10 protein-coding genes and 5 tRNA genes are annotated in these 16,434 nt (G+C 67.0%); 12 read left to right on the top strand and 3 right to left on the bottom strand.

Annotated features, from left to right (window positions below):
- Nucleotides 1–3 precede the first annotated feature (3 nt).
- The 5 genes from pgsA (at nucleotide 4) to AX730_RS13500 (ending at nucleotide 1,237) form a co-directional block, all read left to right on the top strand.
- A complete protein-coding gene (gene pgsA / locus AX730_RS13480) occupies nucleotides 4–651 on the top strand; it encodes a CDP-diacylglycerol--glycerol-3-phosphate 3-phosphatidyltransferase (RefSeq protein WP_062357366.1) in 648 nt (215 codons plus the stop codon).
- Nucleotides 642–717: transfer RNA gene (locus AX730_RS13485), tRNA-Gly, on the top strand. Before pgsA ends, AX730_RS13485 begins: the two co-directional genes overlap by 10 nt.
- A gap of 138 nt (nucleotides 718–855) precedes the next feature.
- Nucleotides 856–929: transfer RNA gene (locus tag AX730_RS13490), tRNA-Cys, on the top strand.
- Nucleotides 930–960: 31 nt separating this feature from the next.
- Nucleotides 961–1,036: transfer RNA gene (locus tag AX730_RS13495), tRNA-Gly, on the top strand.
- 114 nt (nucleotides 1,037–1,150) lie between these two features.
- Nucleotides 1,151–1,237 (top strand) — tRNA-Leu (locus AX730_RS13500).
- Nucleotides 1,238–1,253: 16 nt separating this feature from the next.
- On the opposite strand, the gene AX730_RS18930 is transcribed toward AX730_RS13500, so the two are convergent.
- A complete protein-coding gene (locus tag AX730_RS18930; RefSeq protein ID WP_157074253.1) occupies nucleotides 1,254–1,400 on the bottom strand; it encodes a DUF3149 domain-containing protein in 147 nt (48 codons plus the stop codon).
- A 156-nt stretch (nucleotides 1,401–1,556) separates the two neighbouring features.
- Here AX730_RS18930 and AX730_RS13505 point away from each other — a divergent pair, with 156 nt between their 5' ends.
- The 6 genes from AX730_RS13505 to pbpC all read left to right on the top strand — a co-directional run bounded on the left by AX730_RS13505 (nucleotide 1,557) and on the right by pbpC (nucleotide 14,122).
- Nucleotides 1,557–3,179, top strand: coding sequence for an FMN-binding glutamate synthase family protein (locus tag AX730_RS13505; RefSeq protein ID WP_062357367.1), 1,623 nt, complete (start codon nucleotides 1,557–1,559; stop codon nucleotides 3,177–3,179).
- 60 nt (nucleotides 3,180–3,239) lie between these two features.
- A tRNA-Val gene (locus AX730_RS13510) sits at nucleotides 3,240–3,314 on the top strand.
- Between the two features lie 290 nt (nucleotides 3,315–3,604).
- Nucleotides 3,605–6,295, top strand: a complete 2,691-nt coding sequence (gyrA, locus tag AX730_RS13515; RefSeq protein WP_062357369.1) for a DNA gyrase subunit A — start codon at nucleotides 3,605–3,607, stop codon at nucleotides 6,293–6,295.
- An 81-nt stretch (nucleotides 6,296–6,376) separates the two neighbouring features.
- Nucleotides 6,377–11,320, top strand: a complete 4,944-nt coding sequence (locus AX730_RS13520; RefSeq protein WP_407071497.1) for an alpha-2-macroglobulin family protein — start codon at nucleotides 6,377–6,379, stop codon at nucleotides 11,318–11,320.
- A gap of 43 nt (nucleotides 11,321–11,363) precedes the next feature.
- Nucleotides 11,364–11,768, top strand: coding sequence for a hypothetical protein (locus AX730_RS13525; RefSeq protein WP_062357372.1), 405 nt, complete (start codon nucleotides 11,364–11,366; stop codon nucleotides 11,766–11,768).
- Complete coding sequence (pbpC, locus tag AX730_RS13530) at nucleotides 11,765–14,122, top strand: penicillin-binding protein 1C (RefSeq protein ID WP_062357374.1); 2,358 nt, start codon at nucleotides 11,765–11,767, stop codon at nucleotides 14,120–14,122. The genes AX730_RS13525 and pbpC overlap by 4 nt, the downstream gene beginning before the upstream one ends.
- A 3-nt stretch (nucleotides 14,123–14,125) precedes the next feature.
- On the opposite strand, the gene AX730_RS13535 is transcribed toward pbpC, so the two are convergent.
- Both AX730_RS13535 and AX730_RS13540 read right to left on the bottom strand, forming a co-directional pair.
- Nucleotides 14,126–14,872, bottom strand: a complete 747-nt coding sequence (locus tag AX730_RS13535) for a hypothetical protein (RefSeq protein WP_062357375.1) — start codon at nucleotides 14,870–14,872, stop codon at nucleotides 14,126–14,128.
- 3 nt (nucleotides 14,873–14,875) lie between these two features.
- On the bottom strand, nucleotides 14,876–15,355 hold the full coding sequence (locus AX730_RS13540; RefSeq protein ID WP_062357377.1) for a peroxiredoxin: 480 nt from the start codon (nucleotides 15,353–15,355) through the stop codon (nucleotides 14,876–14,878).
- Nucleotides 15,356–15,508: 153 nt separating this feature from the next.
- Here AX730_RS13540 and AX730_RS13545 point away from each other — a divergent pair, with 153 nt between their 5' ends.
- Nucleotides 15,509–16,393 (top strand): DnaJ C-terminal domain-containing protein, encoded by an 885-nt coding sequence (locus AX730_RS13545; RefSeq protein ID WP_062357379.1) that lies wholly within the window; start codon nucleotides 15,509–15,511, stop codon nucleotides 16,391–16,393.
- The last annotated feature ends 41 nt before the right edge of the window (nucleotides 16,394–16,434 follow it).

Consider the following 16,434-nt stretch of genomic DNA (forward strand, 5'->3'; position numbering starts at 1 on the left):
GCGATGAAGTTGACCATTCCCACCTGGCTCACGCTGCTGCGGATCGTGTTGATCCCGGTGCTGGTGCTGGTGTTCTACCTGCCGTATTCGTGGACCAATTTCGCGGCGGCGTTCATCTTCGTGCTGGCGGCGGTCACCGATTGGCTGGACGGCTGGATCGCACGCCGTTACCACCTGTATTCGGCCTTCGGCGCCTTCCTCGATCCGGTCGCCGACAAGCTGATGGTGGCGGTGTCGCTATTTTTGATCGTGCAGGACAACCCCACCATGTGGATGGCCATTTGGGCGGCGGTCATCGTGGGGCGCGAGATCGCGGTCTCCGCCTTGCGCGAGTGGATGGCGGAACTTGGCCAGCGCGCAACGGTGAAAGTGGCCGCGCTGGGCAAGATCAAGACCATCGTGCAGATGGTGGCGCTGTCCTGCCTGCTGTATGCCTCCACCCCGGGAGAGCAGGCGTTGGCCGACATCTGGATGGGGCGCTGGGTGTTCCTGCTGGGCGACTGGTTGCTGGCGATCGCGGCGTTGCTGACGCTGTGGTCCGGCATCCAGTACCTGCTCGCGGCGTGGCCGATCCTGCGTGATGGCGAGGACAAGAGTGTTGACATGCCGAAACAAGACGCTACAATTTCGACCTTCTCGACGCGGGAATAGCTCAGTTGGTAGAGCACGACCTTGCCAAGGTCGGGGTCGAGGGTTCGAGTCCCTTTTCCCGCTCCAGATTTCGTCCTGCAAAGGATGATTCACCAGAACCCCGCTCGCGGGGTTTTGTGTTGTAGGACGCCTTGAAAACGCGTCTGGATTGCGCCAGTCTGGCGCGGTGGCAGCCGGCCTGATGGTCGAGTGTCAACAACGTTCGGCCTCGTGGCAGAGTGGTTATGCACCGGATTGCAAATCCGTTTACAGCGGTTCGATTCCGCTCGAGGCCTCCAAAGTAGAACCGGCGATGCACGCGTCGCCAATGCGGGAATAGCTCAGTTGGTAGAGCACGACCTTGCCAAGGTCGGGGTCGAGGGTTCGAGTCCCTTTTCCCGCTCCATACATGCTCCTCGATGAGCGCGAACGAAGCCCCGCTTGCGGGGCTTCGTCGTTCCAGAGGGATGCGGTCGCCACCGCTTTCCAAGGCGACGGGACTGAGGCAGGCTATCCACGGGCCCGGATGGCGAAACTGGTAGACGCATCGGACTTAAAATCCGCCGGCCGCGAGGCCATGCCGGTTCGATTCCGGCTCCGGGCACCACGACGTCGCTGCCGCCTCAGCGTCGCTGTTTCTTCTCTTCCTCGCGGACCTTGCGGCGGACGAACAGCGCCACGAAGACGCCGATTCCCACCATGACGATGCTGCCGCCGATGGCCAGCCAGCCCACCGGCTCCATCAGGATTTCTTGCAGAATCGGATGCATGTCGTTTTCTCCCCGGTTGTGGTGGCGCCAACGTCGCATCGCGCGATGTGACGGGCATTGATCCGGATCAACGGTGCGACGGCGGTCCACCGGGCGTGCGGCATGCCGTCGCAGGGCATGGCATAGAATCGAGGCTGGCCCACGGGAGACTGCCGGATGCAGCGTTACCTCGCCTATGCCATCTGTATCGTGTTGGCGCTCGTTTCGCTGGTGCTCGCGCTGACGTGGTCGCCCGCGTGGTGGGGCGTCGCCATCTTCGGCATGCTGGCATTGCTGGGCACGTGGGACCTGCTGCAGTCGCGCAGCACGCTACGGCGGAACTATCCGGTACTCGCGCATTTCCGCTATGGCCTCGAGTCCGTGGGTCCCGAGATCCGCCAGTACTTCATCGAAGGCGACACGGCGGAAGTGCCGTTCTCGCGCCAGCAGCGTGCCCTGGTCTACCAGCGTGCCAAGGGCGTCAGCGACGTAGTGCCGTTCGGTAGCCAGCAGGATGTCTACGGCGTGGACTACGAGTGGATCAATCATTCGATGGCGCCCGCGAGCGTGGATTCCCATGACTTCCGCGTGGTGATCGGCGCGGAAAGCGCGCAGCCGTATTCGGCGAGCGTGTTCAACATCTCCGCGATGAGTTTCGGTTCGCTGTCGGCCAACGCGGTGCGCGCGTTGAATGAAGGGGCGCGGCGCGGCAACTTCTACCACGACACCGGCGAGGGTTCGATTTCACCCTATCACCGCGAAAAAGGCGGGGACCTGGTGTGGGAAATCGGCTCTGGCTACTTCGGGTGCCGCGACGATCAGGGGCGTTTCAGCGAGGAGCGCTTCGTCGAGAATGCGCACTCGCCGCAGGTGAAGATGATCGAGCTGAAGCTGTCGCAGGGCGCCAAGCCCGGGCACGGGGGCGTGCTGCCGGCGGCCAAGGTCAGCGCTGAAATCTCGGCCACCCGCGGCGTGCCGATGGGGTACGACTGCGTGTCGCCAGCGAAGCATTCGGCGTTCTCGACGCCGGTCGAACTGCTGCAGTTCGTCGCGCGGCTGCGGGAACTGTCGGGTGGCAAGCCGACCGGTTTCAAGCTGGCGATCGGCCATCCGTGGGAGTGGTTCGGCATCGCCAAGGCCATGCACGAAACCGGGTTGCTGCCGGACTTCATCGTGGTGGACGGCGCCGAGGGTGGCACTGGCGCGGCGCCCGCGGAGTTCATCGACCACGTTGGCGTGCCGATGCACGAGGCGCTGCTGCTGGTCCACAACACCCTGGTCGGGCTGGGCCTGCGCGACCGCATCCGGCTGGGGGCGGCGGGGAAGATCATCAGCGCGTTCGACATCGCCCGCACGATGGCGATGGGGGCTGACTGGTGCAACGCGGCGCGCGGCTTCATGTTCGCGCTGGGCTGCATCCAGTCGCAGAGCTGCCACAACGACCGTTGCCCGACCGGCGTCGCGACCCAGGATCCGAAGCGCTGGAAGCACCTGGACGTGCCCGACAAGTCGGTGCGCGTACAGCAGTTCCACGACAACACGCTCAAGGCGCTGCGCGACATGCTGTGCGCGGCCGGCCTGGAGCATCCGCAGCAACTGGGGCCGGAGCACATCCTGCGCCGGGTGTCGCCGATCGAAGTGCGTTCGCTGGCGGCGCTGTACCGGTTCCTGGAGCCTGGCGAACTGCTGGACCGGGTGCCATCGCACGCGGTATTCCGCGACTTCTGGCCGGAGGCGCGCAGCGACCGCTTTTCGCCGCCCCGGCGGGTCACTGCCCTGTGCGACACCAAGGACCGCTGACGTCCCGGCGCGTTGACCGGGCGCCCGCTCCGCGCTTATCATTCGCGCCCCGATGATTTCGGGCGGTTAGCTCAGCGGTAGAGCACTGCTTTCACACGGCAGGGGTCACAAGTTCGAAACTTGTACCGCCCACCAGTTCCAGCGAAAAGCCCGGCCTTGGCCGGGCTTTTTCGTGTCTGGAGGCTGGGTGCCCGGAGGCTGGTTGGCGGCGATGCGTGCGGTCGCCCGTCGCGGGTCCCGCGCAGTGGCATAAGTGCTTGTTTCTCGGGCTGAAACGGCCCGGTCAACGTGTCCGCTGTGGTACACTCGGCAGGCTGCAGAACCCGCCGGAATCCCCGCCAGTCGCTGCCTCGCCGGCCCACGCCGGCTAGGCCCGTTTTGGCCGCGATTCCGGCCCGAGACAACCTGAGAAACACGGAACCCGAATGGCCGATACCGCCAAGGAAATCATCCCCGTCAACCTCGAAGACGAGATGCGACGCAGCTATCTCGATTACGCGATGAGCGTGATCGTGGGGCGCGCGCTTCCGGATGTCCGCGATGGCCTGAAGCCCGTCCACCGGCGCGTCCTGTTCGCGATGAACGAACTGGGCAACCACGCCAACAAGCCGCACGTGAAGTCCGCCCGCATCGTCGGCGACGTGATCGGTAAGTACCACCCGCACGGCGACCAGTCCGTCTACGACACGCTGGTGCGCATGGCGCAGCCGTTCTCGCTGCGCTACATGCTGGTCGATGGCCAGGGCAACTTCGGTTCGGTCGACGGCGACTCCGCCGCCGCCATGCGTTACACCGAAGCCCGCATGGCCAAGCTCACCCATGAGTTGCTGGCGGACATCGACAAGGAAACCGTCGACTTCCAGCCCAACTACGACGAGAAGGAACAGGAGCCGACGGTCCTGCCGACGCGCTTCCCGAACCTGCTGGTCAATGGTTCGGCCGGCATCGCGGTGGGCATGGCCACCAACATCCCGCCGCACAACCTGTCGGAAGTGGTCAACGGCCTGATCGCGTTGATCGACAATCCGGAACTGGATGTCGACGGCCTGATGCAGTACATCCCCGGGCCGGATTTCCCCACCGGCGGCATCATCAACGGCACCGCCGGCATCATCGCCGGCTACCGCACCGGCCGCGGCCGCGTGCGCATGCGCGCCAAGGCCGACATCGAGGTCAACGACGACAACGGCCGCGAGTCAATCATCGTCACCGAGATCCCGTATCAGGTGAACAAGGCGCGGTTGATCGAGAAGATCGCCGAGCTGGTGAAGGAAAAGAAGCTCGAAGGCATCAGCGAGCTGCGCGACGAGTCCGACAAGGACGGCATGCGCATCTACATCGAGGTCAAGCGCGGCGAATCGGCCGAGGTCGTCCTCAACAACCTGTACCTGCAGACGCCGATGGAATCGGTGTTCGGCATCAACATGGTCGCGCTGGTCGACGGCCGCCCGCAGCTGCTCAACCTGAAGCAGATGCTGGAAGCCTTCGTGCGCCATCGTCGAGAAGTGGTGACCCGCCGGACCATCTTCGAACTGCGCAAGGCACGCAATCGCGCGCATATCTTGGAAGGCCTGACGGTCGCGCTCGCCAACATCGACGAGATGATCGAGCTGATCAAGACCTCGGCCAATCCGCAGGAAGCGCGCGAGCGCATGCTGGCGAAGACGTGGGAGCCAGGTCTGGTGGGCTCGCTGCTCGCCGCCGCCGGTGCGGAAGCGTCGCGCCCGGAAGACCTGCCCGCGGCAATCGGCTTCGTCGACGGCCGCTACCAGCTCAGCGAGGCGCAGGCCACGCAGATCCTGGAGATGCGCCTGCACCGCCTGACCGGCCTGGAGCAGGAAAAGCTGACCGAGGAATACCGCCAGCTGCTGGAGGTCATCGCCGGCCTCATCCGCATCCTCGAGAATCCGGACGTACTGCTGCAGGTGATCCGCGACGAGCTGCTGAACGTCAAGGCCGAGTTCGGCGACGAGCGCCGCAGCGAGATCCGCCACAGCGAGGAAGACCTCGACATCCTCGACCTGATCGCGCCGGAAGACATGGTGGTCACGCTGTCGCACGCGGGTTACGCCAAGCGCCAACCGGCCAGCGCCTATCGCGCGCAGAAGCGCGGTGGCCGTGGCCGAAGCGCCGCAGCGACGAAGGAAGAGGATTTCATCGACCAACTGTGGCTGGTCAACACGCACGATACGCTGCTCACCTTCACCAGCAGCGGCAAGGTGTTCTGGCTGCCCGTGTACCAGTTGCCGGAAGCGGGCTCCAACGCCCGCGGCCGCCCGATCATCAACTGGATCCCGCTGGAAGCCGGCGAGAAGGTCCAGGCCGTGGTGCCGGTGCGTGACTATGAGGACGGCAAGTTCGTCTTCTTCGCGACCAGGAACGGCACGGTCAAGAAGACCCCGCTCACCGAGTTCGCCTTCAAGCTGGCGCGCGGCAAGATCGCGATCAATCTGGATGAAGGCGATGCGCTGGTCGGCGTGGCGCTGACCGACGGCGAGCGCGACGTCATGCTGTTCGCCTCGAACGGTCGCGCGGTGCGCTTCTCCGAATCGCTGGTGCGCGCGATGGGCCGTACCGCGACCGGCGTGCGCGGCATGCGTCTGGTTGCAGGGGCGGATGCGGAGGCCGAGGGCGAGCAGGACGAAGGCGATGCAGGCGATGTGGATGGCGTGGCGTCGATTCCCGAGGCGGGCTCCGAGGTCGTCAGCCTGGTCGTGGTCGATGGCGAAGGCGACATCCTGACCGCCAGCGAACGCGGCTATGGCAAGCGCACCCCGGTGGTCGACTATCCGCGCAAGGGCCGCGGCACCCGCGGCGTGATCGCGCTGAAGACGACCGAACGCAATGGCCGCCTGGTCGGTGCGATCCAGCTGTCCGACCACCACGAGGTCCTGCTGATCTCCGATGGCGGCACACTGGTGCGCACCCGCGCGGCGGAAATCTCGCAGGTCGGCCGCAATACCCAGGGCGTCACCCTGATCCGCCTGTCCGATGGCGAAACCTTGCAGGCGGTGGAACGCCTGGACGCGTCGCTGGACGAGGACGAGGCGATCGAAGGCGTCGCCGGTATCGCGGCCACCGCATCCGAAGCCACCGACACGCCACCGGAAGCCTGATCGTCGATTCACATGAAAGCGTGCGGGGTTGACCCCTGCGTTCTATACTGCCGACGACACGACCACGGCAGGGAATGGCACATGGGATCGGTACAAAGGAACACGATGAACGCGCGTATCCCCCGGATGCGCGCGTTTTTTATTGTCCTGCTGGCGGCAGCGACGTTGTTGGGCGGCTGCAAGCGCAACGAGACCGGGCAACTGCCGGAGGCCAGCGGCGAACCGATCAAGGCGCAGGCCGCCAAGGTGGACGGCTTCGCCCTGGTCGGCGCCTATCCCGACCAGCATGACGGCGACCTCGCCATCGCGCTGGAATTCAGCCGGCCGCTGGTGAGCTCGCAGGACTTCGACACGCTGCTGGTGGTGAAGGACGCCAATGGCGCGTCGGTGAAGGGCAGTTGGGTGCTGGACGACAAGGGTCTGGTGCTGCGCTTCCCGTCGGTGGAGGCCGCCAAGGATTACGAGGTCACGCTGAAAGCCGGCCTGTCCGCCGCCGATGGCACGCGCCTGGGCAAGGACGACACCCGCAAGGTGCATACCGGTGAACTCGACCCGGCCGTCGGCTTCGCTTCGCAGGGCAGCGTGCTGCCGGCGCGCGAGAGTCGCGGCCTGCCGGTGGTGTCGATCAACGTGCCGGAAGTGGACGTGGAGTTCCTCCGCGTCACCGAAAAGCAGCTGCCGACGTTCTTCGCCGAGTACCAGCGCGGCGGCCGTCGCGGCAGCTGGGATCTCGACAGCGAGTACGGCGACAGCACGCCGCTGGGCAAGCTGGCCGAACCGGTCTACCTCAATCGCTTCGTGCTGGGCGGCAAGCCCAACGAGCGCATGCTGACCTACCTGCCGATCCAGGACATCCGCGAGTTGCAGGATCCCGGCCTGTACTTCGCGGTGATGAAGCGCACCGGCAAGTTCGCCGGCGAATTCGAGACCGCCTTCTTCACCGTCAGCGACATCGGCCTGCACACGCGTGCGTACAAGGACAAGCTGTTCGTCCACACCGCGTCGCTGCAGGACGGATCGGCGACGGGCAGCGTCGACCTGAAGGTGCTGGACGCGCGTGGCGAAACCATCCTGACCGGCAAGACCGACGGCAATGGCAATGCGCTGTTGAACTACACGCTGGACGCCGGCCATGTGCTGGTCGCCACGCGCGGCAAGGACGTGTCGATGCTGCCGTTCAACCAGCCGGCACTCGATCTGTCCGAGTTCGCCGTCGCCGGCCGCGAGCAGGCGTGGTTCGACGTGTTCGCCTGGTCGGGTCGCGACCTGTACCGCCCCGGCGAGACGGTGCGTATCTCCGCGCTGCTGCGCGACAACGACGGCAAGCCGGTGCCGGCACCGAAGCAGGGCGGCGGCCAGCCCGTCTTCCTGCGCCTGAAGCAGCCCGACGGCAAGGTCTTCCGCGAAACGCGTCTGCAGCCCGGCGCGCAAGGCTATTTCAGTTTCGAGCAGACGATCCCGGTGGAAGCGCCGACGGGCCGCTGGCAGGTCGAGTTCCGCACCGATCCGGCGAGCAAGGAAGCGGTGCAGGGCATGACGCTGCGCATCGAGGAGTTCCTGCCCGAGCGCATGAAGCTGGACCTGGACGCATCGCCGGTGCTGAAACCGGGCCAGCCGCTGAAGCTCAAGGCGACCGCCGCCTACCTGTACGGCGCGCCCGCCGGCGGCAACCGCTTCACCGCCAAGTTGGCGGTGGCGGTGGAACAGCATCCGCTGGAACAACTTCCCGGCTATTTCTTCGGCGATCCGACGATGGAGCTGCCGAAGGAAGCGAAGGACATCATCGATACCACGCTGGCCGACAACGGCGTGCTGGAAGAAGACATCGCGCTGCCCGCGGAAGCCAAGCCGCGCAGCCCGATCGCCGCGATCGTGTCCGGTAGCGTGTACGAGACCGGCGGCCGCACGGTGAACCGCACGCTCAAGCGCGTGGTGTGGCCGGCCGCCGCGCTGGTCGGCATCCGCCCGCTGTTCGACGACAAGGACGGCGCCGATGCCAACGCGAACGCGGGCTTCGAGGTGGTGCGCATGGACGCCGCCGGCAAGCCGCAGCCCGGCAAGGGCCTGAAGGCTACGCTGGTGCGCGAACTGCGCGACTACCACTGGAACCATTCGGACGACGGCGGCTGGGACTACGACTTCACCCGCCGCTTCGAGAACAAGGAAACGCGCACGCTGGATGTCGGCACGGGCGCGTCGAAGATCGACTTCCCGGTGGAGTGGGGCGAGTACCGGCTGGACGTGTTCGATCCCGCCACCGGCCTGACCACACGCTATCCGTTCCGGGCCGGCTGGAGCTGGGACGACCAGAACCGCGGGCTGGATGCGCGCCCCGACAAGGTCAAGCTGTCGCTCGACAGGACCGGCTACAAGGCGGGCGACACGCTGAAGGTCACCGTCACCCCGCCGCATGCCGGCAAGGGCCTGCTGATGGTCGAGAGCGACCGCATGCTGTACGTGCAGGCGATCGACGTCAAACCCGGCAGCACGTTCTCGATTCCGGTCACCAAGGACTGGGAGCGCCACGACGTCTACGTCACCGCGCTGGTATTCCGTGGTGGTTCCGCGCCCAGCAAGATCACGCCGGCGCGCGCCGTGGGCGTCGCGCACGTGCCGATGGACCGTCGCGACCGGCGCGTCGCCGTCGGCCTGTCGGTACCGAAGCAGATGCGTCCGGAGCAGAACCTGCCGGTCGTCGTCAGCGTGCCCCAGTTGGCCGGACAAGTGGCGCACGTCACCGTATCCGCCGTCGATGTTGGCATCCTCAACATCACCCGCTTCCCGGTGCCGGATGCGAATGCGCAGTTCTTCGCGCAACGCAGGCTGGGCGTCGATGCCTACGACATCTATGGCCGCGTGATCGAAAGTTTCGAAGGCGGCAGCGCGAAGATGCGTTTCGGTGGTGACATGGCCTTGGCGGCTTTGCCGCAGGCCAAGCGACCCACCTCGCGCGTGCGGACCGTGGACCTGTTCTCCGGTCCGGTCAAGCTGGACGGCAAGGGCAATGCGCGCGTCGCGCTGAAGGTGCCGGACTTCAACGGCACGCTGCGCGTGTCGGCGCTGGTCTACTCGGACACGCGCTACGGCAACCGCGATCGCGAAACCGTCGTGCGCGCGCCGATCGTGGCCGAAGCCAGCCTGCCGCGCGTGCTGGCGCCGGGCGACAGGAGCACGGTGACGCTGGATGTGCAGAACTTCACCGGCAAGGCCGGTGCGTTCAAGGTGCTGGTGAACGGCGAAGGTCCGCTCAACATCGGCGAAGGCAGCAAGACCGCCGACCTGTCGGTGGACGCCAAGCGCACGCTGACGTTCCCGATCACCGCGGGCGAGGGCTACACCACGGCGCAGGTACGCGTACGCGTCGAGGGCAACGGCTTCAAGGTCGACCGCCGGTACGACGTGCCGGTGCGCGCCGGCTGGCCGGCGGTGTTGCGCTCGCGCACGCAGGTGCTGGACAGCCTGGTGCCGGTGGAGATGGGCGCGGGCTTCGCCGACGGGTTGATGCCGGGCTCGGTGACCGCGCGCATGACGGTCAGTGCGCTGCCGCCGATCCCGTTCGCCAGTGCGTTGAAGGGCGCGCTGGAATATCCGTACGGGTGCGCCGAGCAGACCACCAGCAAGGGCTACGCCGCGCTGGAACTGGATGACGCCACGGCGAAGCTGCTCGGCATCGACGGACTGGAGGTGAAGAAGCGCCGCGAGCGCATGGAAGGCGCGTTCGGGCGGCTGGCGTCGATGCAGGTGTCGAACGGCCACTTCTCGATGTGGGGCGACGACGATTACGTCAACCCGGGCCTGACGCCGTACATCGCCGAGTTCCTGCTGGATGCGCGCGAAGGCGGCTTCGCCGTGCCGGATACGGTGCTGCAGAAGGCGCTGACCCGCCTCAACGAGGATCTGCTGGCGGGTGGCGCGCAGTTCTATGGCTACGACCGGCGCGACCACCTCAAGTTCGCCAACCAGGCCTACGCCGGTTACGTGCTGGCCCGCGTCAATCGCGCACCGCTGGGTACGCTGCGCGCGCTGTACGACAACGAACGTGGCAAGACGCTGACCGGCCTGCCGCTGGTGCACCTTGGCATCGCGCTGTCGCTGCAGGGCGACAAGACGCGCGGCGCGAAAGCGATCGCGGAAGGCTTCGCCAAGACCGGTGACCGCCCGGAATACCTTGGCGATTACGGCACGCGGTTGCGCGACGACGCGCTGATGATCGCGCTGGTGCACGAGCGCAAGCTGGCCAAGCCGGAGTACGACCGCCGTGCGATCTCGCTGGGCCGCGAACTGGATGCCCGCCGCAACAGCGGCTGGATGTGGCTCAGCACGCAGGAGCAGGTGGCGCTGGCCCGACTGGGCAAGGCGCTGATGGTCGACCAGAAGAAGCTGGTGTCCGGTCAGTGGACCGTTGGCGGTGACGCCGAGGCGATTGCACCGGTGCGGCTGTTCGGCCGCAGCGTCGACCATGCGTCGCTCGCACGTGGCCTGCGCTTCACGCCGGAGGGTTTGCCGCCGCTGTACGCGTCGCTGGACGTCGCCGGCATTCCGCGCAGCGCACCGGCTCCGGACGATCGACAGATCGGCATCGAGCGCCGCTACTACACGACCGATGGCCAGGAGTGGAAGGGCGGCACGCTGAAGGAAGGCGAGGCGCTGATCGTGCGCGTCGGCATCACCGCCAACGTCGCGATCCCGGATGCGCTGTTCACCGACCTGCTGCCGGCCGGCCTGGAGATCGAGAACTTCAATCTGGGCGATGCCAAGCAATGGGCGGACGTCGTGGTCGACGGCATATCAATCAGCGATCGCGGCGGAGCGGCGGACGTGAAGCACGAAGAGTTCCGCGACGACCGTTATGTCGCCGCGCTGAAGCTGGATCGGCGCAATACCGCCAAGCTGTTCTACCTGGTTCGTGCCGTCACGCCGGGCACGTACACCGTGCCGCCCTCGCTGGTGGAGGACATGTACCGTCCGGACATCCGCGGCGTCGGCAGGGCCTCGCCGGCGACGATCACGGTGGTGCAGCCGTGATGACGGCGCGAGTCCGAACACAGCCGGGGAACACGGTAGGATCATGAAACACCGGCGACTGCGGGCGGCCTACGTTGTGTTCGGGTTTGCCCCGGTGAGCTACCTGTTCTGCTGGCTGTGCCGAAGAGGGGTCTACGACTTGTTCGAGGCGGTCGTGATCGTGGTGGCAGCATTCTGTCTGGCAGGAATGGCGCTGGCGTGCGTCGTTCCGTTGCCTGCCAGGGGGCGAACCTACTGGCCTGTCGCCGCCCTCTTGGCATTGATCGCGGTCGGCCTGTCATCGATGGCGCTCTTGAGTTTGATTTCATTCGGTAGACGTATCGATGCGACCTTTCTCAATGCAATGCACCTGGGCTGGTCCTGCATCGCACCTGCGCTGATTGCCTTTCATTTCATCTTCCGAGCACAGGACATCAGTGCGATGGAAGACGGCCAAGCTGCTGCATGAGCGATGTCGAGCCGCGCCGGACGCAACTACTGAAGGCACTGCGTTGGACGACCGTTGTCGGGCTGCTTACCCTGCTCGCGCTGGATCTTGCCTTCCCGCCACCGCTGCCGAAGACCCGCGACACCAGCACGCTGGTGGTCGCGCGCGACGGCACGCCGCTGCGCGCCTTCGCCGACCGCGATGGCGTATGGCGCTATCCGGCTACGCCTGACACGGTGTCGCCGCTCTACCTGCAGGCGCTGCTGAACTATGAAGACCGCTGGTTCTGGAAACATCCAGGCGTCAATCCGTGGGCGTTGATGCGCGCGGCCGGCCAGTTCGTCCGCCATGGGCGCGTGGTGTCCGGCGGCTCCACGTTGACCATGCAGGTCGCGCGCATGCTGGACCGCCACTCGCGCACGCCATGGGGCAAGGCCAAGCAGATGCTGCGCGCGGTGCAGCTGGAAGCGCACCTGTCCAAGCGCGAGATCCTGACGCTCTACCTGGAGCGCGCCCCGTTCGGCGGCACGATCGAAGGCGTGGAGGCGGCCAGTTGGGCCTACCTCGGCAAGCCGGCCGCGCGGCTGTCGCACGCCGAGGCTGCGCTGCTCGCAGTGCTGCCGCAATCGCCCAGCCGGCTGCGTCCGGACCGTCATCCGGACGCCGCGCGCACCGCCCGCGACAAGGTGTTGCAACGCATGGCCGATCTCGGCGTCTGGTCGAAGGCCGACGTCGACGATGCCCGCATCGAACCCGTCGTCGCCCGCAGCCTGCAGGCGCCGCTGAGCGCCGCGCTGCTGGCCGAGCGCCTGCGTCGCCAGCAGCCGCGCGCATCGCGCATCATGTCAACAATCGATGCAGGTTTGCAGCGCACGCTGGAAGAGCGTGTGCACGGCTACTTCTCCACGCTGCCCGCGCGCACGTCCGCCGCACTGCTGGTGGTCGACAACGCCACGATGGAAGCGCGCGCCTACGTCGGCTCGGTGGCGTTCGGGGATCGCGAGCGGTTGGGCCACGTCGACATGGTGCAGGCATGGCGGTCGCCGGGCTCCACGCTGAAGCCGTTCCTGTACGGACTGGCGCTGGACGATGGACTGATCCATTCGGAGAGCCTGCTCATCGATGCACCACAGTCGTTCGGCGGCTACCGGCCAGGCAATTTCGATGCGGCCTTCAATGGCCCGGTCAGCGCGGCCGATGCGCTGCGCCTGTCGCTCAACGTGCCGGCCGTGGACCTGCTGGATCGCGTCGGCCCGGCTCGGTTCTCCGCACGATTGGCGAACAACAGCCTGGTGCTGCGCTATCCGCGCGGCGCACAGCCGAACCTGTCGCTGATCCTCGGTGGCACCGGTGCGCGGCTGGAAGACCTGGTGGGTGCGTATGCAGGCTTGAACCGCGGCGGACTGTCGGGCCGCGTGCGCTACACGGCGCAGGATCCGATATCGGACCGTCGCCTGCTGTCGCCGGGCGCCGCGTGGATCATCCGCGAGGTGCTGGAGGCGCATCCGCGCCCCGGCTATGGCAGTGGCGTGCTGGATACCGGCAACCGCCCCCGCGTGGCGTGGAAGACCGGCACCAGCTACGGCTTCCGCGATGCCTGGGCGCTCGGCAGCACGCGCCGCTACACGGTCGGCGTGTGGGTGGGTCGGCCGGATGGCACGCCGCTGCCTGGCCAATACGGCGCGGTCACCGCATTGCCGCTGATGTTCGAAGTGATCGACAGCCTGCCGCGCGCGCAGGGCGATGCCGGTCCGATACCGCCGCCGGCCGACGTGGCCGGACACACGATCTGCTGGCCGTTGGGGACGCTGGCGGAAGGCGAGTCTCCTTCGTTGTGCCAGCGCAAGCGCGATGCCTGGACGCTGGGCGGCAACGTGCCACCGACCTTCGCCGAACGCGACGCACGGCTGTGGAGTGCCGGCCGCGAGCGTTTCGAGGTGGATGCGCGCACCGGCCTGCGCCTGTCGGGCGAGTGCTCGCGCCCACACGAGGCACGCGGCACCGAGATCGCCCGTTGGCCGGCACTGGCGTCACCGTGGCTGCCGGCACGCGAACGCACGGCGTCGCGCCTGCCGCCGCTGTCGCCGGACTGCCAGCCCGACGGCCGCGATGCGGCCGAGGAATTGCGCATCGATGGGCTCAATGAGCTTGCCACGCTGGCTCGCGCGCCCGGCAGTGAACACGGCGTGCGCCTGCAACTGCGCGCACTCGGCACCGACACGCGCGTGCAGTGGCTGCTGGACGGTCGCTGGATCGCGGAGACGCGCGGCGCGCAGGCGTTCCAGCAGGACTTCGTGGAGACCGGCGACCACCAGCTCACCGCACTCGCCGACAGCGGCGCGTGGGCAAGAGTGCGGTTCAAGGTGTTGCGCTGACGATCAGCGGTAGTGGGCGAGGAATTCGCCCAGCGACGTGGCGTCGGGTACCAGCAGGCTCATCAGGGCACCGGCCAGCAGCAGGGACAGCGTCGCGGCGACGAACGGCTTGACCGTGTGCCGCAGTGTGGTCGAAAGCCAGTCGGCGTCGACGGGCGGACGTTTCAGGCGCTGGTAGAGACCGGCCGACAGGGCCGCATCCAGTGCGAGTTCCGCCAACAGCGCGGGCGCGATCCAGATCACCCAGAACACCGCGAGCAGCGCGCCTCCCAGCAGCACCATCACCAGGACGACGGGCAAGGACTCGTCGGCATCGAGGGAGTCGTCCAGCGACGGCAATTCGATCGACGGCGGCGTCGGATCGAGTGAGGCGAACGATGCGGGCGTCGCCGGGGCATCGAAGGAAGCGCTGGCGCCACCGCCGCCGGAATCACCGCCCGTTCCCTGCCAATCGCTCCTTCCGGAGGCGGGTGTCGATGACGCATCGCCGCCATCGGGCACGCCCAGATCCCATTCGCGATGGCGCCGCCAGATCCAGACCAGGCCGAGGAATGCGCCATAGGCGATCAGTACGCAGACCGGATACCGCAGCCACAGCGCCTCCATGCCGGCTGCCGACAACACCACCGAGGCGAGGAACCCGGTGGCGGCGGTCAGCAGCACGAGCAGGCTCATCTGCAGCCGCGGCACGCTGACCCGTGTCGCGGCCAGCGCCCTCAATGCGTCATGCGATCCGTCGCGACGCGGCATGCGTCAGCCGAGCTGTTCCAGCATGTGTTCCGCACCGGACACCTTGTACTCGCCCGGCGCTTCGACGAACACGTGCTTCACCACGCCGTCCTCCGCGTACAGCGCGAAACGCTTGGCGCGCACGCCCATGCCGTAGGCACTGGCGTCCATCTCCAGGCCGAGCGCCTTGGCCAGGTCGGCGTTGCCGTCGGCCAGCATCTGCAGGCCGTCCGGCACCTGCTGGGTCTGGCCCCAGGCCTGCATGACGAAGGGATCGTTGACCGAGACGCAGAAGACCTCGATGCCGCGGCTGCGGAAGTCGTCGAAATGCTGCACGTAGCTGGGCAGGTGCTTCTCCGAGCAGGTCGGGGTGAATGCGCCGGGCACGGCGAACAGCACCGCCTTGCGGCCGTCGAACAGGGCGGCGGTATCCACCGTCTCGACGCCCTCGCGGATGCGCTTGAGGTTCACTTCAGGGATGCGCTCGCCAATCTGGATACTCATGGAACTGCCTTGTGTGGGGAATTCGGTCCAGTGTAACGCGCCGTCGTCACGCCACCGTGACCTTCCGGGTCGACGCCGCCCGCAGCGCCGGCGATTAGAATGGACGTACCGCGCGCGCCAGGACGCAGCGCCCCGAATGACGGCGGAGATCGTATGCAGTTCAAGGATTACTACGCGGTGCTGGGTGTGGAACCCACCGCCGGCGATGCGGAGATCAAGACGGCGTACCGCCGGCTGGCCCGCAAGTACCACCCGGATGTCAGCAAGGAAGCGGGCGCCGAAGAGCAGTTCAAGGCCGTCAACGAAGCCCACGAGGCATTGCGCGACCCGCAGAAGCGCGCGGCCTACGACCAGTTGCGTGCACGTGGCTACCGGCCGGGTGAAGAGTTCAGGCCGCCACCGGATTTCGGTCGGGGCGGGCCCGGAGCGCAGGACTTCGACTACGAGGAGATCTTCGGTGGTACGGGCGGTAGCGGCGGCGGCTTCAGTGATTTCTTCGAAGGCTTGTTCGGCCGTCGCGCGCGCGCCGAGCAGGGCGCGCCGCGAGGGCCGCAGCCGTCGCGCGATTCCCGCGCCAGACTCGCCGTGCCGCTGCAGGCGGTGCATGACGGTGGCAGCGTGCGCGTCAACGTCAACGGGCGCCAGCTTGATGTCCGCGTGCCGGTCGGCGTGAAACCGGGGCAGGTCATCCGGCTTGCGGGGCAGGGCACGCAGGGCGGCAACCTGTTGCTGGAAGTCGAATACGCGCCGCATCCGCAGTTCGAGGTGGACGGCCGCAACATCATCCACGTGCTGGCATTGACGCCGTGGCAGGCCGCGCTGGGTGCCACCCTCAGCGTGCCGACACTGGGCGGTGCGGTGGACCTGAAGATACCGGCGGATTCTGATTCCGGCCGCAAGTTGCGGCTGCGTGGGCGTGGCCTGCCGGGAACGCCCGCCGGTGACCAGATCGTCGAACTGGAAATCACGGCACCCCGTGCGGAAACCGACGCGCAGCGCGAGGCCTACGCGGCCCTCGGCAAGGCCTTCGACGACTGAGCCGCAGCGTGGCGCAGGATGATGTGGCGATAATTTCGCCA

Origin of the sequence: Pseudoxanthomonas mexicana, assembly GCF_001556105.1 — a bacterium.
In the GTDB taxonomy this organism is placed as follows: Bacteria; Pseudomonadota; Gammaproteobacteria; order Xanthomonadales; family Xanthomonadaceae; genus Pseudoxanthomonas_A; species Pseudoxanthomonas_A mexicana_A.

Bases quoted from the DNA above. Each gene is read 5' to 3' on its own strand.
- pgsA (WP_062357366.1), top strand. From the start codon at position 4: ATGAAGTTGACCATTCCCACCTGGCTCACGCTGCTGCGGATCGTGTTG.
- AX730_RS18930 (WP_157074253.1), bottom strand. From the start codon at position 1,400: ATGCATCCGATTCTGCAAGAAATCCTGATGGAGCCGGTGGGCTGGCTG.
- AX730_RS13505 (WP_062357367.1), top strand. From the start codon at position 1,557: ATGCAGCGTTACCTCGCCTATGCCATCTGTATCGTGTTGGCGCTCGTT.
- gyrA (WP_062357369.1), top strand. From the start codon at position 3,605: ATGGCCGATACCGCCAAGGAAATCATCCCCGTCAACCTCGAAGACGAG.
- AX730_RS13520 (WP_407071497.1), top strand. From the start codon at position 6,377: ATGGGATCGGTACAAAGGAACACGATGAACGCGCGTATCCCCCGGATG.
- AX730_RS13525 (WP_062357372.1), top strand. From the start codon at position 11,364: ATGAAACACCGGCGACTGCGGGCGGCCTACGTTGTGTTCGGGTTTGCC.
- pbpC (WP_062357374.1), top strand. From the start codon at position 11,765: ATGAGCGATGTCGAGCCGCGCCGGACGCAACTACTGAAGGCACTGCGT.
- AX730_RS13535 (WP_062357375.1), bottom strand. From the start codon at position 14,872: ATGCCGCGTCGCGACGGATCGCATGACGCATTGAGGGCGCTGGCCGCG.
- AX730_RS13540 (WP_062357377.1), bottom strand. From the start codon at position 15,355: ATGAGTATCCAGATTGGCGAGCGCATCCCTGAAGTGAACCTCAAGCGC.
- AX730_RS13545 (WP_062357379.1), top strand. From the start codon at position 15,509: ATGCAGTTCAAGGATTACTACGCGGTGCTGGGTGTGGAACCCACCGCC.